At 52.0% G+C, this 21,117-nt stretch carries 22 protein-coding genes; 11 read left to right on the plus strand and 11 right to left on the minus strand.

The window, feature by feature from the left end:
• The first annotated feature begins 170 nt into the window (after positions 1-170).
• Both TH5_RS26015 and TH5_RS21020 read left to right on the plus strand, forming a co-directional pair.
• The gene (locus tag TH5_RS26015; RefSeq protein WP_097053650.1) at positions 171-761 is read left to right on the plus strand and encodes a DUF6900 domain-containing protein; all 591 of its coding nucleotides are present in this window, start codon (positions 171-173) and stop codon (positions 759-761) included.
• Positions 758-1,159: a hypothetical protein gene (locus TH5_RS21020; RefSeq protein WP_114123513.1), complete on the plus strand. Its 402-nt coding sequence runs from the start codon at positions 758-760 to the stop codon at positions 1,157-1,159. The genes TH5_RS26015 and TH5_RS21020 overlap by 4 nt, the downstream gene beginning before the upstream one ends.
• 189 nt (positions 1,160-1,348) lie before the next feature.
• Here the strand turns inward: TH5_RS21020 and TH5_RS21030 are convergent, their stop codons facing one another.
• The 6 genes from TH5_RS21030 to TH5_RS21055 all read right to left on the minus strand — a co-directional run bounded on the left by TH5_RS21030 (position 1,349) and on the right by TH5_RS21055 (position 7,075).
• Positions 1,349-2,644 carry a type II toxin-antitoxin system HipA family toxin gene (locus TH5_RS21030; protein WP_114123515.1) on the minus strand — a complete coding sequence of 432 codons (1,296 nt, stop codon included), beginning with the start codon at positions 2,642-2,644 and terminating at the stop codon, positions 1,349-1,351.
• Entirely contained in the window at positions 2,645-3,058 is a 414-nt protein-coding gene (locus TH5_RS21035; protein WP_208638505.1) for a helix-turn-helix domain-containing protein, read from the minus strand.
• 147 nt (positions 3,059-3,205) lie between these two features.
• Positions 3,206-4,438, minus strand: coding sequence for an AAA family ATPase (locus TH5_RS21040; protein WP_114123516.1), 1,233 nt, complete (start codon positions 4,436-4,438; stop codon positions 3,206-3,208).
• A gap of 42 nt (positions 4,439-4,480) precedes the next feature.
• A complete protein-coding gene (locus TH5_RS21045; protein ID WP_097053645.1) occupies positions 4,481-4,981 on the minus strand; it encodes a hypothetical protein in 501 nt (166 codons plus the stop codon).
• A 71-nt stretch (positions 4,982-5,052) separates the two neighbouring features.
• Positions 5,053-6,051: an MYG1 family protein gene (locus TH5_RS21050; RefSeq protein WP_114123517.1), complete on the minus strand. Its 999-nt coding sequence runs from the start codon at positions 6,049-6,051 to the stop codon at positions 5,053-5,055.
• 10 nt (positions 6,052-6,061) lie between these two features.
• The gene (locus tag TH5_RS21055) at positions 6,062-7,075 is read right to left on the minus strand and encodes an RNA ligase family protein (RefSeq protein ID WP_114123518.1); all 1,014 of its coding nucleotides are present in this window, start codon (positions 7,073-7,075) and stop codon (positions 6,062-6,064) included.
• Between the two features lie 171 nt (positions 7,076-7,246).
• On the opposite strand from TH5_RS21055, the gene TH5_RS25380 reads away from it, so the two are divergent.
• Together TH5_RS25380 and TH5_RS21065 are read left to right on the plus strand one after the other, a co-directional pair.
• Positions 7,247-7,432: a hypothetical protein gene (locus TH5_RS25380; protein WP_147250146.1), complete on the plus strand. Its 186-nt coding sequence runs from the start codon at positions 7,247-7,249 to the stop codon at positions 7,430-7,432.
• Between the two features lie 320 nt (positions 7,433-7,752).
• On the plus strand, positions 7,753-7,980 hold the full coding sequence (locus tag TH5_RS21065; RefSeq protein ID WP_114123520.1) for a hypothetical protein: 228 nt from the start codon (positions 7,753-7,755) through the stop codon (positions 7,978-7,980).
• Here the strand turns inward: TH5_RS21065 and TH5_RS21070 are convergent.
• Positions 7,977-8,495, minus strand: coding sequence for a CYTH domain-containing protein (locus TH5_RS21070; RefSeq protein WP_147250147.1), 519 nt, complete (start codon positions 8,493-8,495; stop codon positions 7,977-7,979). The genes TH5_RS21065 and TH5_RS21070 overlap by 4 nt on opposite strands.
• A 135-nt stretch (positions 8,496-8,630) precedes the next feature.
• Between TH5_RS21070 and TH5_RS21075 the strand changes: the two genes are divergently transcribed.
• Positions 8,631-9,863 carry a CCA tRNA nucleotidyltransferase gene (locus TH5_RS21075; RefSeq protein WP_114123522.1) on the plus strand — a complete coding sequence of 411 codons (1,233 nt, stop codon included), beginning with the start codon at positions 8,631-8,633 and terminating at the stop codon, positions 9,861-9,863.
• Between the two features lie 20 nt (positions 9,864-9,883).
• Complete coding sequence (locus TH5_RS21080) at positions 9,884-10,324, plus strand: hypothetical protein (protein WP_147250148.1); 441 nt, start codon at positions 9,884-9,886, stop codon at positions 10,322-10,324.
• On the opposite strand, the gene TH5_RS21085 is transcribed toward TH5_RS21080, so the two are convergent.
• A complete protein-coding gene (locus TH5_RS21085; protein WP_147250149.1) occupies positions 10,321-10,593 on the minus strand; it encodes a hypothetical protein in 273 nt (90 codons plus the stop codon). The two genes, TH5_RS21080 and TH5_RS21085, sit on opposite strands and share 4 nt — an antisense overlap.
• Before the next feature lie 198 nt (positions 10,594-10,791).
• Here TH5_RS21085 and TH5_RS21090 point away from each other — a divergent pair, with 198 nt between their 5' ends.
• A complete protein-coding gene (locus TH5_RS21090; RefSeq protein ID WP_114123525.1) occupies positions 10,792-11,148 on the plus strand; it encodes a hypothetical protein in 357 nt (118 codons plus the stop codon).
• A 73-nt stretch (positions 11,149-11,221) separates the two neighbouring features.
• Here TH5_RS21090 and TH5_RS21095 read toward each other — a convergent pair whose 3' ends face one another.
• The gene (locus TH5_RS21095; RefSeq protein WP_114123526.1) at positions 11,222-12,220 is read right to left on the minus strand and encodes a hypothetical protein; all 999 of its coding nucleotides are present in this window, start codon (positions 12,218-12,220) and stop codon (positions 11,222-11,224) included.
• A 74-nt stretch (positions 12,221-12,294) separates the two neighbouring features.
• Positions 12,295-14,181: a pentapeptide repeat-containing protein gene (locus tag TH5_RS21100; protein ID WP_167443613.1), complete on the minus strand. Its 1,887-nt coding sequence runs from the start codon at positions 14,179-14,181 to the stop codon at positions 12,295-12,297.
• Positions 14,182-14,233: 52 nt separating this feature from the next.
• Between TH5_RS21100 and TH5_RS25385 the strand changes: the two genes are divergently transcribed.
• Complete coding sequence (locus TH5_RS25385; RefSeq protein ID WP_147250150.1) at positions 14,234-16,078, plus strand: DNA cytosine methyltransferase; 1,845 nt, start codon at positions 14,234-14,236, stop codon at positions 16,076-16,078.
• A gap of 263 nt (positions 16,079-16,341) precedes the next feature.
• Here TH5_RS25385 and TH5_RS21120 read toward each other — a convergent pair whose 3' ends face one another.
• Positions 16,342-16,824: a hypothetical protein gene (locus tag TH5_RS21120; RefSeq protein ID WP_114123529.1), complete on the minus strand. Its 483-nt coding sequence runs from the start codon at positions 16,822-16,824 to the stop codon at positions 16,342-16,344.
• 294 nt (positions 16,825-17,118) lie between these two features.
• On the opposite strand from TH5_RS21120, the gene TH5_RS21125 reads away from it, so the two are divergent.
• The 3 genes from TH5_RS21125 to TH5_RS21130 are packed head-to-tail and all read left to right on the plus strand — an operon-like array spanning position 17,119 to position 21,098.
• On the plus strand, positions 17,119-18,258 hold the full coding sequence (locus TH5_RS21125) for a collagen-like triple helix repeat-containing protein (RefSeq protein WP_147250151.1): 1,140 nt from the start codon (positions 17,119-17,121) through the stop codon (positions 18,256-18,258).
• 45 nt (positions 18,259-18,303) lie between these two features.
• Positions 18,304-19,530, plus strand: coding sequence for a hypothetical protein (locus tag TH5_RS26075; protein ID WP_167443614.1), 1,227 nt, complete (start codon positions 18,304-18,306; stop codon positions 19,528-19,530).
• A 20-nt stretch (positions 19,531-19,550) separates the two neighbouring features.
• Positions 19,551-21,098, plus strand: a complete 1,548-nt coding sequence (locus tag TH5_RS21130; protein ID WP_114123531.1) for a hypothetical protein — start codon at positions 19,551-19,553, stop codon at positions 21,096-21,098.
• Positions 21,099-21,117: the final 19 nt, after the last annotated feature.

Raw genomic sequence — 21,117 nt, forward strand, 5'->3', positions numbered from 1 at the left:
TTCTGTACTAATGCCAAGTCATGGCACCCTCCTCTTGTCGTGTTTCAGTTGCTACGGTGATAACACATTGCGCCAGGCTTTCAAAGCCATCTTCCCACAAGAGAATCTTTCTTGTTTTCCTTCCCCGCCGTTAGTATTCTTGCAGGACACCCCGAAAACCGGAGTTACAGATGAGCCGCGACATCATTTCAGGTATCATTGCGTCGAAACTTGGAATTCCCCACTTAAATCAGGTGGGAAGCCACAGAACTTCGGCACGGCGTGTTATTGACGCTTATTGTGAAGCATATTTAAGCGGCCTTGACCCAAATGATGATTTCTCACCAAGTGATCGCGAGAATGCACTTGGCACGGCTCGCACGCTGCTGACCGAAGATGCCTTTGAGACCTTCGGGATGCCACGTGTCATGTGGGAACGTGACGTGAATGCGGACACCCCAAAGGATGCGACCCTAAACATCTCAATGTTTCTTCTCCAGGGAAGCTTGGGGCACGCCTTCATCGCGGGCAAGCGAGACCGGGCGACAGTTCAGGCATCATTCAATGCACGACAAGACCTGTTCGCGGCCATCGCATTGGAGCACCTGGGCATTTCGACTCTTGAGACGCGCAACTCCGACAGCTTGGATTTCCATGACGTTGCGGTATGGAGTGTGGCAGAGGCTTTGAACGCCGCGTACAATGAGGGTATGAAGGCCGCAAATAATAAAGTTGGGTGTGTCCTGGGGGAAGAACCCGCTCCCGGCGGTTCTCGCAGATGAACAGCCGCGCCACCTATTTCCATGTTTCTAAGGTTGAGAACCGAACCTCAATTCAACGGGTAGGCCTTATCCCTCAGATAAAAGAGTTCACAAATATCAAGCGTGAACCCGGAATCTATCTTCTGGCAACTATCGAACAGGCTCGGGATTGGGCTTTCTTCTTTGCTATGGACGTGGGTGAGCCGGTCGATATCTGGATGGTCACGCTGCCGGATGACGTGGATGTGCGTGCAGACCCAGATCAGGAGATGAACGAAGTTTACGATAGCTTCGTTTGCAGTGACGCGATACCCGCCCCCTACATAGAGCGTGTTGGTTTTCAGCACGTTGAAAGTTCAACGGCCGAGGCTCCACCGCTTGCATCAAAAATCGGGACTGGCACCTCTCCGTCAATGTGATTGAGGGGCAATGGCCATATGAAGGCGCCTCTTGGCTCCTTTGTCATCTTCATGTGCCTCTAAGATTGCCTGGTATCGCTGAATTTTACTTTGGCTAGCTCTGATTTTTTCGCGCTCCAGTTTAATCTTGGATCGAATTTTGCTGTATCTGCTGGTCTGTTTAGTTTCCATTTGCACGGCACCTCTTTGCTAAACGTTTTCCGATTTGGTTTTCAGTAGAATTGCGCTTTCGATCTGCTCGTTCTCAAAGGCTGGCGCGATGTATCGGATATCTCTGCTAGGCATGCCAAGTCTACCAGCTACGTTACGCCATTGTGCTTTGATAATCCTTGCCATTGTACCAATGATGTCCACCGCCTGCTCTTCACTTACGTCGAAGAGCGGCGAGGCATCAATCAGGCTGTCAATGTCCAGTTCGAAGCCATGGATGTCCGAAATAGCAGTTTTGAGCGTATTCCCTCTTTCCGGAACAGGGTTCACATCAAATGCTGGAGATAGCAGCCATCTGCCTTCTCCACCATAGAGAAAACCGAGATTGCGAAGGTGGTCGTCGGTGTTCTGAATAAGAATGTTAAAAACAACCCGTTTGAATAGCTCCCGCTTTTCATTCTCGGGGTCCGCAGACCATTCATTCATTTGGAAAGCGATATCGACATAGTTCCCGGCAGCCGTCCCGGGAAGGTCGAGGAAGGTCTGCGCAGAAATAAATGGCAGGCGAACACCAGAGGCGTTCCTGTCAAATCTTCGAATAATTGAAACAGGGTATTTTTGCGAACTTGGCAGGATCTTAGCATCCGACGCCAAAATTCCTACTTCGCGCGCAAGAGTTAATGCCAGAACTTCCGCATGCGCGACGGAGTACTGGTCATCCATCTTTGCCATCTTAACAATCCAGAGAGCGCCGTCATCATCGAGTGCATTAACTTTCGGCCGAGCTCCTCCAAGCGTACCGACTGCGTCCTTCAGATAATCTCCTCCAACCATCTTCGCTCTGTTTTCACGGTATTGCGCCGGGTCCGCTTCAAAAGCACGCGCCTCTATGATGAACTGTTCCAAATCAATCAGACGCGGGATGGAGATTTCGTTGGACTTCCTGTCATATTGAGCAAGCGCTGGAGCATCTACATCCCGGCTATCGTAATAGCGCAACGCGCCCTGGCGAAGAAAATCCGCAGACTCGAGGAGGAAATCCATGTCCGTGCAGGCGCGCCCACCGAGGGAAGCCTTGATAATAGCCCTCCCCCATGAATCAGGTGTCCCGTCCGCTACTGGCGACGGCAAGGAAGAACCATTCTCGCTATTGAAATAGTACGGCGCCTCTGTCAGCCGCATTCCAGGTGAAAGCGCAAATGCCCTTGAGTCCTCAAGCCATGCTTGATCATACTTGAATACCGACGTTTCACGTGAGCCGTCCGTTGTAATAATTAACTCGCCCACCGGGATGCCAGCCTCACCAAGCCGCATGAAAATACGTCTGCTTGCCATTTAGAACCCCACGAAACCCTTTTTATCAGATACAGGCGGAATGCCTCGTTCAGTTTTTGAGGTCTCATTGTTCTGCCCTGCCCGGCTCCGGCTCTTCACAATTCTTTGGGGAGCGTCGGTTTTCATCTGCATCAAACCGACATGGTCAGACGATGCATCAATAATATCGGTCAGAGCATTTAGTCGACCGAGGACATGGAGGGCCATCGCCAATGTGTTAAGCGCAATCCCCGGATCACCCCGTTCGAGCCGATGAAGTGTCGCCCGTCCGATACCTGCACGCTCAGCAAACTCGGCAGCGCTGATGTGTCGAATGCGCCTAGCATATGAAATGTCTTCTCCGAGCTTCTTAAGTGCACGTTCGACTTGTGGATAAACAATCCCACCTTTTGTTTTTTGAACGGACTGACGCATTACGTCTCACTCCTGATACACAATATCACCTTACGTCTTATTTATGAGACATAACAGATATCATTACAGATGTCCATAGAAACAGTTTAATGTCTCATATCTGACACTTTACGCCCATTAGTGTGCCATGTGTGAGACATTAACAGTCTAAGGCGTCAGTGCGCTTTGTTTGAGTACGGTGGTCCGCAGATATTCGCCAGGAAGTGCATATTCACTGCGCAGAAAATTTTCTCTCACATGGCATTCCGCGAGGGTAGGTGGTTCCCAGCGGTTGCGCATTCGCTGTATGGACTTCAGTGGAACTTCCTGATCCCTGCCCTTGTTTCCGGCCAGCAGGTCCGAGATGGAAGCCTCAATGTAAACCATGCGCACGCGCGCGCCGTATCGCATAGCCATAGCGGTCAAAGGTTCGCGTTGCTGTAACCCGACATTCGTTGCGTCCCAAACGAACGACCGCTTTGCGCCCAAATACTCTTTGGCCCGCTGCTTGCTTAGCTGCGAAACCATCCCCTGATTATCGGTCGGTTTGATTTTGAGCTCGCTCCGAATACCATCAAGCGAGATCACGGGCTGACCCGCCAGATAACCCCGATCACTGGTAGCCTCTTTTACCCAGTGGCTTTTTCCAGCACCAGCCAACCCTGAGATTACTGTCATCACGAAGTCATCACTGGTGTCATCAAAAATAATTGCTTCCGGCCGAAACCGGTCTGGCTCCTGGAAATATTTCAGGCGCGTGTGGTCATTGTGAAATTTGAAAGGGTGCTCGAAGCAATCCAATTCTTGGGCCATGTAGCGAAAGAGCTCAATATTGTCCAAAATCTTATCGTGGTCAGAGCAGATACGGCCACGCAGGTCTGCTTCCGCCATCATGGCCAGCTTCTTATTGGTCGTATTGAAGCTGGTCGCGGCCAACACTCTCAATGCCTCCCATTCCCGGTCTGTGTGTAGTCGCTCGACAGCATAAAAGGGCCATTGATGCACGCGGATAATTGCGCACACTTCTTCCCGAATATTTATCGGAACGTTCATTTCCCACAGAATATTCCGGGCATCGATTGCGCCAACACGCGAGTGGCCGGGATTTGTAATCCGGCCATCGATTGCCGTTCGGGTTCTTGGCTTGGCGACATCGTGCAGTACAGCAGCAGCGAAGCTGATGAAACGGTTCTCGTATGATTCCGACTGCCACTCAGACGATGTAACCAGCTCTTCTGTGACCATGCGGGTATGCACCCACACATCGCCCTCTGCGTGGTGCACGGGGTCTTGTGTTGACCCCTTCATAGCCTCAATCCATGGAAATGCATCTGACAGGGATTTCCAGTCAAGTGCTTCTCCGGGATTGGGCATGAAATGGGCTAGATGTGGGCTTTTCATGTTTCTTCTCACACTGTGTCATTAAGGGTGGTGATCGGACGATTAGCGTAGCGATGGTGTTGGACATGACTTCGACACAGAGACTTCGACATCGGCTGAAATGATGTGTCCACGACACGCGATGGTCTCGACCAGGATGAGAGCTTCAGGCTTTAGCGTGAACTCGCGCTCCCGAGGCCAGCCGATGCGTCGTAGGACCGTACCGCACCAGTCCACATCATCGGCACAAACATTCGCCTTGAGTATGTACGGCCCGTGCTCTAATGCCACCGCTCGGCTGTCGCTCCAGTGCCGACCAATGGAAGAAAGATCCGGTTCGCATGAGAGTCCGCGGTACAACGCAATCCTTCCAGCAAGCTCAATTTCGCCGAGAGCAGCGATGACCTTTGCAACCTCGGCTGACAGGACACCATGGAATGCACGAGGCACCGGGCCACTGCCAAAAGTGGCGTAGGCGCGGCCCAGCCAGCAGTTGTGATAATCGACATCACCTTTGTCGATTATCTCTAGAACGGCGTCGGCATCGATCTCTCGCAAGTCCACAGCAGAGTTTCCTTATGTTTGGCGGTTGACGGAGGCGCTAGAGACGCCTCCGCGGTGGCTTGGAGGGAGCATCATAGTCCGCGGGGCGGAGCGTTATCACGGGCAGGCGACGGAGCTTGACTGTACTCTATTGAGTTTTGAGCGAGATTGACCGCACCGGCAAGCGTGGAGGCGGCAGCACAGAACCGATGCTTGTGGCAGAAGATTGCGTTATCAACGCCAGACACTTTCGCCAATTCATCACCGCGAAGCCCGCCCCAGTTTTCCGGGAATGGGTGGGTCGGCGTAAATCCGCCCGGCTTGGTCGACATACAGGCAACCATCCATTCATTTCCGTTTCGCGTGGACGGGTACACGGCATAGAGCGTCGGAAGGTTCAAATGAGCCACCGCGTCTTGCCACGGCATATTGCGTTCCAGCACCAAAACATAAGGGTCCTGTCCATCATCAAATGCCTTCTGAACCGTCTTGCGAGCTTCGATAGTTGCTTGAAGCTTCGACAGGCGACTAATGACAACGCTTTCAACCATTCTGGCCGCCTGTAGGAATTTGAAGTTCTCGTCTCCTGCCCTGGGTTCACGTTCGAACCACTGCTGGTTAAAAGCATCGACGAGACCGGCCAGCCCCATGTCGAGATTGAGCCGGTTCTCTTCCACCAGGGATCGACCATCATCTGTCCAGTCTACGAACTTGATGTCCTGATCCATGAACATCTGATAGAGTTCTTCGGCTTCCGCAGAGTACTTTGTGCGAAAGCCCCCGTACAATTCATGGCAGATGTCGAAGCCAAGGTTCAGCCAGACCAGTCCGGCCGCTGAATATGGAACGCCGTCATCACGAAGCAGAGCGCCCGGCATATGGTGGTCATAGCGATGTGTTTCCGGGTCATAAACCGCGCCAACGTCCCAAACGAAATCAGCGTCCTTGTATACGTTCGCATCACGCGTCCGAACGAGTTCAATCTCGGTCTTGCCTTCTTGGGCCAGCCAACGACGGATCAGGACGTATGCTAAAACGTCGTCACAGTGGAAAGTTCCATCGTGTGTGGCCAGAATTGGTTTCTCTCTCATGGGTGTATCCTTAAATTGATGGGGAGCTGTCACGAATTGCGGACAGAATATCTTCGGGCTCTGTTGGCAGTTCACCCGGAGTAAATGGCGACCATGCCCAAGGCTTTATCGGGTCATAATTTGCGCGTTCGGATATCCCTGCTTGCTGCAAATACGGTGGAAAGATGTCCGTTGGTCCATCAAGCAGGTTTGGTACCATGAACCGACTGTGCCAATGCTCGTCGGCATTGTTAATCGTCTGCTTGAAGCCCGGCTTCACCCATTTGTACCGGGCAATGACCTTTCCATCGCGCTCGGCTTTGGCATAGATGCCTTCCATTTCGTCAGTCTGGTCAAGCTTCTCCAGTCGGGCATCGTAGTCATCACCAACGACATCGCAGGCAGCCTTCAGACTGGGCCGCCAATCCGAGGTCATTCGCCCCGTACAATTACCAAAGCTGTCTCTTTCAGGAATTAGCGGGGACCTGAAACACGACGTACCGACCAGAGATTTCATATGGGCCATATCGCGCGGCTGGCCCCGATAAAGCACTGGTGCGGACACGAAAGGAAGCCCCTCACAAAGAGAATGCCTCTCGTCCGTACTCAGGAATTGATTTGTCTCCAAGTCAAAAATATCAAATTCGATGAAAAAGTGGGGCAGCCGGTCGTAGAAGATAGTGTGGAGCATTCCTGCCCACTCACCATACACGACGTATCGGTCAAGAAACCGTTCCAATAGTTCATCCTGATGAGCCAGTAGCCAATCCTTGAAAAGATTAAAATCTCGTTCCCGGGGATTTGAACGATCAGACAGGTCGAGATAGCGCCCGCGGCTTTGACCATAGGGAAGACCGTCTTTGTCGAACCGGAAACCTGAATTAGCGCCGTCCACCTTTTCTTCATAAATGACTTCGCAGCCCTCCTGCCGGAGGGCATCGAACGGAATTAACCCATCACCAGTATCCCCAATCCCCAAAGTGCTGTCTTCGAGGTGCGCGGTGGAGGGAAATTTCAGGATCTGCGTGGTCAGAAGCGAAGACATCTTTTAACTCTCGGTCAGCAAAATATTTAAGTTCAAGCCTCCCTCATCTCCCCGCAAGAGACAGAAGGAAAACTAAGGTTGCGATGAACTTTCTATCCTATGTTTTACTTCTTGAAAAGGATAAGTCCAGAAGGTAGCCTTGTATCAAGCCCCAAATTTAAGGAAAACCTCATGCCCAAGCTTGTAGCGCGCAATGACAACGATTCAGTTGAAACACCTTCAAGCGTGCACCTCGACAGCTTGCAACCCGGGCAGCTGGTTATTAACGGCCGTCAGTGCCGTCTTTCTTCCATGAACGGGGCAACACTAAGCAAAGCGCCTCCATCCTATCTTCCTGTTGCCGTGAATGACGTCTGATTGAGGTGTTAATGGATAGACCGGTCGCAAACGCTGAACAAGTAATGGCCGCCCTGATTGGAGCCGGGCTTGGAAAGCTAACGTTTGAGCGACGAAATACGGTCTGGAAGCACCCCTGCATATCAGTCGCTTACATCAAAGGTGGCGGTTGGGAATTTCGGGTTCGGCAAAACGTTCACACGGCTTCAGGTAGCTCGACATTGCACAGCCTAATGACTGTTGCTCGTGGGCTTGACGGCGTCAAGGTCACAACGGGCATTCCTGACGCCGAAAAGCTTGAGCCATTCTTGCTCAACGCTATATGAGCTGAGGAAAGTCTGATGAAACTGTCGCATGCGCAGCGTGAATTCCTTGATGAAGTGCACGAAGAGACGTCCTCGAACGCACCGCAGTGGTTATCAGAAGATTGGTTTGACCCCCAATTTCATCGCCGAACTCTGCTTGGTTTGCAGCGACTGGAATTGCTCGAAATACAGCAACATTCTGACAGGTCGTGGGAATTCAGACTGACCGAACGTGGCAAGAAAGCGGCACTTGAACTGGGTTAAGCCAGTATTTCCTCAAAAAGATGCCTTGCATAGTCCTGGTCAGCAAGCTTGTAAGAATTGAAGCGGTTGTCCCCTTGAACAACCGGATAGTACGCATAATCTAGCAAGAACTCTGGCACCAATACAGGTGGCCTCATATTCTCGGGCATTTCCACTTCGGCCACCGCACAGTAAGTAATCCCCTGAGTGTCTTTAAAGAAGTCGATGTCCCATTTGAACTGGTCGTCGATATAGGAAAACCGGCGCTTCTGTAGCTTGACCTTGGTGTCATTCCAGAACAGTTGGAACTCGGCTTCTGTCATATCTGTCTCAATCTCGACACTCTGCCCATCGGGCAATCGTCGCTTAAAGGTCAGGCTGAAGCTTTTGCCTTGCATTGATTCTGTCGCCCGCGCGCGGAGATCCTGATAAATGTAGCATTGCCTGATTTCGGAAGGCCCGAACGCTGCAAAAAGTCGCTCCTCGAGACTGTCTGCATTCTTAAGGGCAAACTTGATTTCATTTTCAATAGCCAACGCTACACCTCCGGCAAAAATTGTCGGAGACATCAATACGACATATAAAGCATGTCAACAATAGGATTTTTCTTTAATTGTTGCAGGGAGGAAGTATAGATTACTTCCCAAGACAAATTTTCCAGGATAGTCCCGATGAAACTCGCACGCCCATGGTCCGCCGAGGCAATGTTTCTTGCACAGCAGTTAAAGACTGGGGGCGGCCATGTCACCCGCATCGTCGGCGGAGCCGTGCGCGACCTGCTTCGCGGAGAAACGCCCGCAGATATCGACCTCGTTACGACGGCAACCCCCTTCGAGATGATGCAGATTGCCGAGCGCCAGGGACTGAACACCATTCCCACCGCCCAACGACTGCGAGACTTTCCGGATGACTGGAACAAGGGTGGTCTGAAGCATGGCACTGTAACATTCGTTTTGAACGGTGAGCCGTTTGAAATCACAACGTTGCGCGCAGATATTGCAACGGACGGGCGACACGCAGAAGTCGCTTTTGTACAGGATTTCCGGATTGATGCGGCCCGGCGCGACTTCACTATCAACGCTATGAATGTTGATATCCATGGCAGGGTCCATGATTACTATGGCGGCATCAAGGATCTTCAGAATAGAGAAGTGCGATTTGTCGGCGAACCCGAAGAGCGCATTCAGGAAGACTACCTTCGAATTCTTCGGTATTTCAGGATGCGTGCAAAGCTGGACGACAGGTCGCGCAACGAGGTCGCCTTTAATGCAATTTTGCGCCATGCAGACGACTTAGATGGCCTGGCCGGTGAAAGAATCTGGCAGGAAATGAAAAAGCTCCTCGCTTCAGCCACCGGTGTGTCGCAATTGCCGTTCATGCAATCCACCGGCGTCCTGGCTAAGCTTGGCATCCAAATGAATGAACAGACCTACTCCAGGGCCTCACTCGCCGCCGAGAATGCCTCAGGTAGTGCCGTTGTACTCGGCATGCTCACATCAAACGACTGGACGGATCTGGACGCGATAGTCGACCGCTGGCGATTGAGCAAATCAGAAGGCATGATTGCAAAATTTATCAAGGAAGAGGCTGCCTCAACCGCGACAGACTTCGATAGGTTCGTTGCAGCTATCTGCTGCGAGAATGCCCGTGCTGACCTGCCCTCTTTGCTTTACCAAGCGGTGGGGGAAACAGCGCTGGCATCTGCACTGCGCGCACAGCTTCCGAAGTTTCCCGTGACTGGGGAAGATTTAATTGCACTTGGTGTAAAGCCCGGCCCCGAAATGGGAGAGTTGATTAAGCGTCTCAAAGCCGTCTGGAGAGCAAGCGGGTACTCACTTTCGAGCACAGAGCTTCTTCAATCACTGCCAGATATCAGCGCTCCCCCTTCACGTGGTTTCAAATGACAGGAGCGCCCGGCCGACAGATGAATTACATAGTGAACGCTTTGGTTAGCCTATCTGATGCATCATCTGACTGGCGTTATTATGGTGAAGAAGGCTGCGGAATACTCGCAGTTGCTATCGGTAGGCTTATTCCCGGCGGTCACATTTTCGTTTTGTCCGCGAACAATGGTGAAGCATGGGGCGACGAGTTCCCATATGAAATCACTCATGTCGTCTATCATACCGCCGATACCTTCCTGGATTTCCAAGGCGCTCGCACTTTGGAAGAAATGGCGGCATCCTTTAAAATGTTTGGCTCAACCTTTTCAGTGAAAGGGCCCTGGGAACCGGAGGCGTTCTTGCATCAGTTCATGGGGAGCGACGATGAGAAACCGCTGTATGGGGACGAATGTGATATTGAAGATGCCATTCTCCGGTTAACCGGCCAACCAACGTACATCCCGTCAAACATCCGCGGTTAATACCCAAAGCGAAGAATGAGAAAAGTAAGCGAGAACGATACGATCGTCAGTGCAGAATAGGCTCGAAACAACCTTTGCTTTTCGACCAGGCCTTGCATCATCACGCGCGAAGCAATGGTGGCTAAAGTAACGGCCATAATGCACCCGAGGACCTCGCCAACCCATGTCTCACGTCCAGCCAACAGAAACACTTGGCCTAGCAACGGCGGCCAGCAAACAGCACCCAATGCCAATAATTTGAGCAAGCGGAAGCGGTCCTTTAACGTCATGCGCTGTTCTTTCATGGTGCATTAGAAGAGATGTATCGCAATAAGGCGTACAGAAATGCTCGCACGCCCTCGGAATTGTTTCCACGTTTTCCTTCCAGATCGCACAATGTTTTCTTATATTTTTGTTTGTCGCTTTCCTTGCAAAGGGCCAGCCTTGATTTGCCGAGCAGGCAATTGTCCATCGTCAGGAGACGGAATATGACCGAGCTAAAGACCCAGTTGACCCTGAGCTTCGAGAGTGCAGAAGGAACAGACGAAGACGAAATTCAGTTCTTCGCCGAAAGCAAAAAGTTCGACGTGACGCTCGATGTTGATGAATATCGTCGGAATTCGCTTGCCGCATCGTATGATGCGTGGCGCAAGGATGAAATCGCCAACGCTGAGTCCGAAGAATATGGGGTTGAACTGGCTCACATCATTACCCCATCCGCAGAGATGACGACCTGGGATATTTATGCGACCTTGCGCATTAATGGTGCCCCTTATGAAAGGGCACCCGAACAGGACGAAGATTTGGATGACGACATGATGATGTCGGCAATGCCGGGCTTCTAACCGACGGCACCAACAATAAGGGCGTCACAGGGGTTTATTCTGGACGCCCTTATTGTGTGATTAGCTTGGGCTTTTAGTGGACGCTAGGGGGATTATCAGAGAGCAGAAAGCTTTGGATGAACTCAATGAGGCCTTCCATTCCCTTATCAAATTCGTCCCGCGTACTGTGTTTGCGTGTCGCGAGGTCAACGAACGGCACACTCGCCAGAATGCCGCACATCGGGCCGATAAGCTCAGAGACGATAGCGTTGCGAATTCCCCCGAAAATCGCATCCACTTCTTCCTTCGGCTTACCCGAATTCAGACCTGTGCTACGCAGGATGACATTTTGAATGGCCGTTTTCGATTTGCCGCTTACAGCCGCTTCAATAATGTCGATAGCAGCCATCGGGAGATACCGCTTTTCGCCAGTCGTGACTTCGTCGCCAGCGCGTTCCCGGCGGAAATTCTTGGCATTCCTACCAAGATTGACGATGGCAGCGGCAATCAGGAAGTCAAGGCTTCTGCTGGTTCGAGCGGTATTCATGTGAAGCAGGACATCAACGACATATGATGTTTGGCGACGATGCCAGAATTCACTCTCTTTCGCGAAATCTTTCGAACCCGCAATGCTGAGCTTTACGAAATTCTCCAGCTGACCATTATTGATCATTAGCTCCACACAATGCTTCCCATACGACGAGAAGTCTTTGAAAATCTCGCGCGACATCAAACGTTCAATGAGCTTACGATGCTCTTGTTTGGGAATAATGTGAGCCTGGGAGTCCAGAATGGCTTCCGTCATGACCGCGATGAATTTCTTAAGCGTCTGTTCGCGACCTTCAGCACTGAAGTCGCCAAACTTGCCGACCATTGCCGAAGTAACACGGTTTTCGCAATCTTTCTCTTCTTCCGTCTCGGCCCGGTAGTGGGACAGAAAGTGCGTCGTCAGCCCGTCCTGACGTTCCCGTGTCTTTTTGTACACAGGTTCGCGACAGATTGGGCACGAAATCTGAAACTGCTCGCAGTCACCAAACTGTACCTCTTCCGCCGTTACAAACTCACGGAGTAGAAGGCTGTAACCGTATTTCATTGAGGGCGCTCCTTTTTATGCCCCCAACTTATCTCCGCTCTTTTTTCAGCGCAAGTACTAATTGTTGACAACTATCAATATCGAAGCCCTTTAACAGGATTATCGACGTCCGATGGATCAACAATAATCGGCCCACTGTCGATATTATTGCTTTCAGGCATCCCCACCGGAGCCGAAGCCGCATCGTGGAACGAAATCAGTCGTGTTTCAGCCTCCGATTCCGTTGCAAAATAGGTCCGCCCATTATCCACAGCCGCTGCATTGCGAACGGCGTTCTTAAACTCTTCGATAATGGCGCGCGGACGCCGAAAATCAGAGCTCTCTTCGTATCCGATCGGCAACCACGTCTTCTGAGGGTAATCCATGAAATCTTCAGGGTTTCCAAGTTCGTCATAGGCCACCGTTTTAACGGGTTCACCATGGCGATTGCACCAAGTCCCCTCACTCGTTCCATCTTTACGCACTCGGACCCATGTCGGTGCAAGACTATCGGGCCAATGGTCTCCAATTGTGCGTTTCATTACCGTCTCTTCGCAGAACCGGTTTTCACGCGTGAGTAATCCGGCCTTGCGCATGATGCCCTCGATATTGTCTGGGGTATCAAGCACAACAACCATGCCCGTTTCGGAGAATTCGTATCCCACCGGTGTGTTCTGCTCGATCTGATATCGGCGAAGCGCCTCTGCCACCGAACCGCTGGTTACCAGCGCCTTCAACCGCCCAAGTCCACTTCTGTCGTCAAATGAGTCCGACAGGGCTGCTTCTATCTCGTATCCTTTGCGCGCGAGCGCGGCAATGCCCTTTTGAACGAGCGATTTGACGTTGCTTCTAAGCATGTATCCGCTGACCAGTCCTGTTGCCATGACGCTTTCCATCAATGCGAACGAGCTGATGCTGGAAACCAGCCAGCCGGTTGTGACGACCATATAGCCTACGGCGGCCAGGTTGGCGGTTATCCCTTTCCGATAGTCATCAGAAATTCCTTTGGGAGCCGATTTGAGCTGCTCTAACTCATCAGCAATGAATTGCTTGACGATCCCGGGCGCCTTGAACTTTGCTCTCAGCAAGTCCGAAACCTTGGGTGTGTCGAAGTACTGATTGTTATGGAATTGGCACACCGGGGCTAAAATCTTTGGCAGGCTGTTGGTGACCATTTTACACCGTACAACAGCAGCCTTGGCGAAGTTTGCTCCGGTCAAGTTGGCATCATTGAATACGCATTCGTGAGCACTGGCACTCGCCAGAAAACCGTTAGACAGATCGGCCCCGGTAAAGTCCGCCCGCTCCATCGTCACACCATACAGGTTAGCCCCTCTGAATGTCGCAAAACAGGCGCGCGTTGAAAATTCATGCTGCCACCGCTCGCTTTTCTTGATGACATCACCTTGCGCGCGCAGGATCGGTGTAGCGGATTTTATGATGCCTTTATCGACACTCTTCATGGTTACGTGTCGCATGTCAGCCCGGTCCAGATTGGCCTTGTCCAAAACCGTTCCTGACAGGTCTGCGCCCACAAGAACAACACCTTCCAGATTGGCCTCATTCATCTGGCAAAGTCGAAGCTTCGCGCTCTCCAGGTGCAGCAGTCGAAGATCTGTTCCGCGGAAGTCTCCGTTATCCAGATGCACGCCTGTGAGGTCTATTGTTCCTCCGGGTGTCAGTGCACCTGCCTCCCCACGTTTTACAATCTGCCTTTTGAAATCCTGGAAATCGGCCCGTGACAAACTTTGACCTTCAGAGACAATCCGGCCGAGAAAGTCGGCCGCGGTCTCGTAGTTGTGGGCCACAGCAAGTGTTTGTCCAGTCGTGGATTTCAAGTCGTAAACCAAAGCAGCCTCCTTTGTGCGATAACCATATTTTCCTTCAATTATTGCACACCACAAGAAAATAAGGACAGATTCACAGGTTTTCCTTATTGCAAAGCAATAATCATGTTGACAATCGCCGCTTAAAGGAAACATTATCGAGTTTTCCTTATCCAAAATTCCTCTCAAAAGGAAAACCGGAGACGAAATGCTCGATTTATCGTCTATTCCGCAAACCCCGCGACGTTTGCGGGTTGCATCTTGTTTTAGCGGCATGGAAGCCGCCAGTGTTGCTGCCAAGGGAATGAACTGGGATTTCCGTGCCTTTGCGGAGATTGAGCCCGCGGCCTGTGAAACTCTGGACCAAATCTATGGTTGCGGTCGTCCAATTTATCTTCCCAACCCAGATCACGCGACCTCAATGTCCGAACGCAAAGCTGACATTGCCAGAATTAAACGCCTTTCGACCATGCGGGACCGCAGCCCCGGCTCACCGGCTAATCTGGGAGATATTTCTCAGGTTGACTGGACCAAGTACCGGGGGCGGCTCGACTTGATGGTTGGGGGGCCTCCCTGCCAAGCCTTCTCCATCGCAGGACCACGTCTATCTCTCGCGGACAAGCGCGGTCAGCTTTCCCTTTCCTATGTCGAGGCTATTCATGACAGCAGAGTACCCTGGAGCTTTACCGAAAACGTCCCCGGATGGCTCTCTACCAAAGACAATGCATTCGGCTGCTTCCTGGGAGCACTTGTGGGCGCAGACCGACCACTTCCGGCACCCGGTAAAAGGTGGGGAAGTGCGGGTTTTGTCGATGGACCGCTCTACCGGGCAGCCTGGCGCGTTATCGACGCTCAGGGCTTTGTCCCGCAAAGAAGACGGCGCGTTCTTGTGGTCGCGGCACGGGTTGATTGTGGGGGAGATCCCATCCGAGTGCTTTTCGAGACCGAAGCCGAAGCTCGTGTCCATCTTGGAGACCGGGCGCATTCCGGCCCGCTATTTCCTGTCAGCATTAGCGGCAGCGGGCATCTTGCGCCGCGCGCGGAAGCGAAGGAAGAAGTTGCCAAAAATCCTCCGGAAAGCTCTTTTTGCGGTCGTGAGAAGGAGCCGGGCCCGGAAGCATACCGCGTCCACGCCTATGGCTCAGCCGCAATGACCAACCCTAACGGGAAGGCACCCATGGCTGAACGGGCAGACACCGCGCGATGCCTAGACACCGTAGGAGGTTTCTCCTGCGGCCAAGGTGGTAACCTCGTATTGCAGCATGAAGAGGCGCAAGCATTTCGGACCGCTGGAGATGGCGCGGTGTATGCTGAGGGTGACAAATCAGCACCTTTGACAACACAGACGGACCCTTGTGCGAATATCATTCTTCAATACCAGGATGTGTCGGAAGTCTCGTCTACCGTGACATCTAATCTCGCAAAAGCCAGCTTTGATTCAGATTGCAGCGGCACCTTGCTTATATCTGATGACATCGTGAATATTTCATGTGACTCAGAGACCAAAATCGAAGCTTTGGCGTTCTCAGCCAAGGATTATGGGGGAGATGTTTCCAATATCGCGCCTACTCTGCGTGCAGGTGCTTTCAAGGAAAGTCATGCAAACAGTGGGTCGCATATCGGTGTGGTAATTCCGCAGACAGCTTCTAATGATAATCCCGGCCATCCCGGAGATCTGGAAGCATATGCTACTGAAACCGGAGTAGGTTTCTGGAGTGAACGCATTCCTTCTCTGCGAGTATCTACCGCGCCAAGTCAGCCGCAAACGATTGTCAAACAGATTGGTATGATGGTCAGAAGGCTGATGCCGCTCGAGTGTCTACGTCTTCAAGGATTTCCTGATGACTATTTCGACAAAGTGCTGATCCGCGGGAAGCCAATCGCAGACGGGCCAATGTACAAGATGATTGGAAATTCATGGGCGGTCCCGGTCGCGCGGTGGGTTTTTCGTCGCCTTGACGCGGCAATTCTTCAGCCCTCTCACGGAGAGGCGCAAACCCTAGCTAATGACAATAGCTACTACCCTTTTATCGATGAGGAAAACAATGCTTGAGTGGGTTAAATCGAGCGAGCGACTTCCCCAAAATGACAACCCAAAGTCAGATGACCATATCTGGTGTTGGGCATACTACAACGGTCAGGTCGAGTTGATGCCGTTTAACCCCTATCACAAGTGTTGGGATGATAACGAGATGGACGACTACCGATGCGATGCGCAAGCCGTCCTTCTGTGGGCGAGAATGGAATTCCCCCGGGTTCCAGAAAATCTGCTCGCCGAAGTAATGGAGAAACGCAAGACATAAGGCGGCCGATACTTTATCGGCGTCGCCCCAACTTCATCGCGGAGAACCCCATACGCGCATAGAGTATATGGGGGTCTCTCAACATTGCCCGGATGGTTACCAAGACCGAGTGCGACATTTTAGCGCGTCCAGCTTTGAAGTTCTTGATTTGGCTTTCCTGGTAACCAAGGGCGTGTGCCAACTGGCCATTTGTAAGCTGATGTCGGGATTGGAGCTGTTCCAATAATTCTGCGTCGCTGCCGGATCGTTGTTCTTCAGCCATCAGTCGAAGGCTTTCTGAGGTCATTTTCAGACCGTTACCCCACCGCATCTCGCCATCAGAAATCGTCAAATCATGAAAGGCGGAGGGATTCTGCGTAAACGCCGAATAAGTCGGGTCGCATGCGATAAGACCCGACAAGTCAACTGTTACGTGCTCACTGTTTCCCCATAGCACACGGATAGTGAAAGGGGCGTGGAACACGACTTCTGCCGACACCAATTCTCTATCAAGCATACCATCGCCCCTTTCTTGGTCAATTATTGACCCAACTTTAGGTGGAATTTTTAACCTCCGTCAATGGTTAATCTAACGAAATTCGTCAACTAACTAACGCTTTGGTCGAAAATCATGAAAGCAACATATAATTATCTGGACAAATCGCGTCACGCAGGGGCAGGATTTCATCACTGCTCTACAGTTACAAATTTGAACTAGAATCAAAAAAGCGGGAACGGGCACTTTCTCTATCGAGAGCAGACATTCCAAAAATCACCATCCTTGCTCTACAAGACAACAGGAGAGTGTCAAATGGCTGACAGTACCGCTTCCACCACACAAAATGAGGCTGTGACAAAGGTTATCACGGTAAATTCCGTAGATGACTTTCGAGCGTTGTTCGCATCCGACCTTCCAAGCGCAGCAAGTGATCACCTTCTTGCATCCCTTGACAGCGCGCTTGACGATGTATCGGCTACCGAAGACCAGCAACGCATGATGCGTGTCCAAGCCTATGTTACCGACAAATCCGCAGCACTCTCCAATGATGACCAAGAGTACGCTGCCCAGTTCTTCCCGATACAGATTTCGCAAACTTCTGGCGGCACGAAGACTGTCACATCGAAAGAAACATTCGGACCTGGTGCCATGCCTCAGCTCATTGATGTAGATGAGCTGATATTTGACGGTGGTGCTCTCGTATATGGGACAACGCAGGTCACCATCAAAGCTTCCAGTGTTACGGTCAAACAGAACTGTTCTGACGTACCCTACCATATCGGCATTCTGGGGAGCCCCGGCGGAAACGGAAGCGATGGCAGCGCGGGTGCCGATGGGTCGAAAGGACAAGACGGGCAAGGTGGCACAGGGTCCGCTGGCGCTGGCGACCCGGGGAAAGACGGGGTAAACGGAAATATAGGCAATCCTGGCTATCCTGGCGTTCCGACTCAGGTCGCCAATTTCACCTTTAAATCAATCACAATTGATGGAAGCAGCCCGCTCAGCCTCTATATCAAGCAAGGCGACGGCGGCCAAGGCGGCTCTGGTGGCGAGGGTGGTGACGGCGGAAGTGGCGGCGGTGGCGGTACTGCGCATTCTTCAGGCTGCGGTGATCTATCAGATGGCGGTGATGGTGGCGATGGGGGTGATGGTGGCGATGGTGGCCAGGGAGGCCAAGGCGGTCAGGGGGCCCCGTCTCCAGGCGCGGTCGTTTTATCCATGGCACTCGCTGACAAAGCCAAAATCTCCATCAACAGTGAAGCGGGCCTTGGAGGCCCCGGTGGTTCTGGAGGTGCTGGTGGGAATGCCGGTGCAGGCGGCCCGGGTGGCAATGGCACCAAGAATCGAGATCATGGCCCAGAGGGTTCCAGTGGGATTGCTGGCAATGAAGGGGCACCCGGCCTTCCCGGCCAGAACGGCCCCGCTACATCGGTTGTCCCAAACTACATCTAAGGGTGGACACAATCGCTTAAGTGAGTGATTGCCTGGGGGTGGCGAATGATTTCTGCGCTTAACCGTTTAATCTCGGAAGAACCAGCGATTAAGTATGTTCAACTTCAGAATTTACTAGAGGCCAAAGAGTTTTTTGGCCCACTTTCTGAAGCAGAACGCCTATGGAGAAGCCAGCAATCTTTCGCCACCCTGATAGCATCGCCGAGAGCAAAGCTTGGCATCGGGGAACATGATCGAGGAGAGGCGCACATATTCGGAGGCCACGGCTATCCCTCTGGAGATCAGGTTTCTCTCGATCGGCATTTCCCATTGAATGTCAAAATTGTTTCTGTCTCTGAGCTTGCGATTGGTGATGATGAAACTTGCGACTTCAGCGCGACCCCCGAAGAGTTTCCGTGGCCTGTTTCGCCCGGTGATGAGCTCTATCTGAAGATGGATGTGGACCGGCTGACTTTTGGCATGAATAGCTCCCTATCCGTCAAAGGGAACGTGTTCGTTCTTGATTGCGGAACGATAGTCGGAATGCCCTCATCACCAAAGCATTGTCTCTTTATTCAATTGTCGGATAACGGAAAGCCGGTCGCCCGCCGTCGACTTGAGGCTCCGATGGCCATCGATAAGCGCCAGGGGGATAGCGGTGCCCGCGGCCTTGACGCACGGCCACCGCACTATGAGGTCACACCATTTGGGCCAAAGGTCGTTGTTGATGCTCAGCGCCCGGCTCCCTCGCCAGGAGGAGATGGCGAGGACGGAAAGAATGGCCGAAATGGTGACAATGGAGGAATGCTGTATCTGGCAGATCTCAGGTTCAAGGCGATCAACTGTAGTGTCGGTTCGGTTATCGTCAGCGCTAAAGCTGGCGACGGATTTCCCGGGGAGGCTGGTGGTCGAGGAGGGAACGGCGGATGTGGCGGAAATGGCACGTTAGGCTTGCAGGCCAATGAGCAACTTCTTGGTGCCTCACCTGGAGCACGCGGTGGACGAGGAGGAAACGGTGGTGTCGGCGGGCGGGGCGGCAATGGCGGCATGTCCAGTGACGTTTATCTCAGCATTCCACAGAAATGCTCCGATAGGTTCAAATTCAATTTACAGGAATCCTCTGGTGGCATCGGAGGGGCTGGAGGAGCTGGAGGTGTTGGTGGACAAGGAGGCTCCCCCTCCCCTGAAGAGGCGCTGGCAGGCTGCCACGGGGCGAATGGCCCTTCTGGCCCCAAGGGGAAAGCCCGGGCGGCGCCGCGTGCAATAGTTTTCGAGAATTCATCACAAACTTAAGACCCAAACGGGGGAATTCCATGATGAAGTTGCAAGATTTTTTCACTAAGGAAAGCAAACAGACGCTTATCGATCCTACGAACGGTTTTTTCGGGGAAGCGATCCTGACCTACGAATTTACCCGAAACCGCAACATTGTTAACCTTACGCACAGCAACAGCTTCAATGTGCGCGTCAAAATGCGTGTGCTCATTCCCGGTATCGGTATTGGAATGGCGGACGGAAATCCAAACGGATACCAGAATTATCCGGTCTATCTAAAAACCAGTGCTGCCCTGCGCTGTGCGACACAAGGTGTAAGCGCAACACTCAAAAAAATGTTTCCGAAGACATTAAACTCCTCGGTTGAAACCAACACGAACACCTCCGACGGAACGACAGCTTCAAGGTCAAATGAGCATACGAACGGTTCGTCCTCCTCCAACGTCAATACTTTCGGCGTTCAAATTGGCGGTGGCGCCTTCGGAGATATTCCGACATTTAACGTCGGGGTCGACTACTCGCATTCATGGGAAAGCAGCCACTCCCAGTCAACAACTGCGGGCACCGGTTCTGCACAGGACCATCAGGCCGCGTCCGGCTCTGAAATGAGCATCAAAGACTGGTCATCGTACGGCACAGCCAAGAACCTGAACGGCGCGGACACTAACAACACCATTGGTGAAGTGACCGAGTGGGTATGGGCTCAAAGCTATCCCTGGGATATCGTGCAGTTTCACCAGCTAAACGGTACAACGGTACAGCTGCCTGATTACGTCCTTAAGAGATTGCAAATCAATGAGACCGTCAACGACGCTCAGGTGCAAATTCTTCAGCCACCAAGTCATCTGTCTTTGCTCGGCCTGGACTTCACGATGATGGCAGAATGGGAAGTGACTTTTCCAGGAAACCTCACCAGCATTGAAGAGATAGACATTCATCACGACTTCACTTTAATCAAAGCGTCCCACACAGTCGGGACCAATATTCCCACGGTAACGCTGAACACAGCCGGTACCATGGACGCCATCGTTGATGAAACCAGCATCGAACTCGGCCAGTACGCTCTCCAGCCTTTGAAAGCAAGTGGCTTGAGAGCGACAGGCATTGGCTTCAAAGAGAATCTTTTTGATGTCGTTCCGACTTCCACCCAGGACTTCAAGATTGTCTCGATAGCTAATGACCTGCTCGTGACTGGCTCTGGTTTCGATGGGGTAATGTCGACGTCATTCTCAAATACAGACAAAAGTGCCGAATTTACCATCACCTTCAAAACTCTGGACATCCATTCAGAGTTCAGCCTGCTTCTTCGACATTGGATTGGGGACAATAGCGGACCAGTAACCTTGACCTGCCTGATAAACGGGTTGTGGACAGAGATAATAAAGGTGGATGGTACCGAAGGTCACGGAGGCAAGAACAATAACTCAAGCATAGCACTTCGGAACACAGATCTTACGTCAGTCAATTTCCACGACTATGTGGTTCCTGGAACCAATACAATTGTTGTCACAGTTACCCCGGACGACCCGGCGGCAACCAACAATCTGTATGTCCTGTCTGCTCTTGGAATTGATGATAACTCGTAACCTGATCTGAGGCTTCAAT

Source organism: Thalassospira xianhensis MCCC 1A02616, from assembly GCF_003326475.1.
Lineage (GTDB): Bacteria > Pseudomonadota > Alphaproteobacteria > Rhodospirillales > Thalassospiraceae > Thalassospira > Thalassospira xianhensis.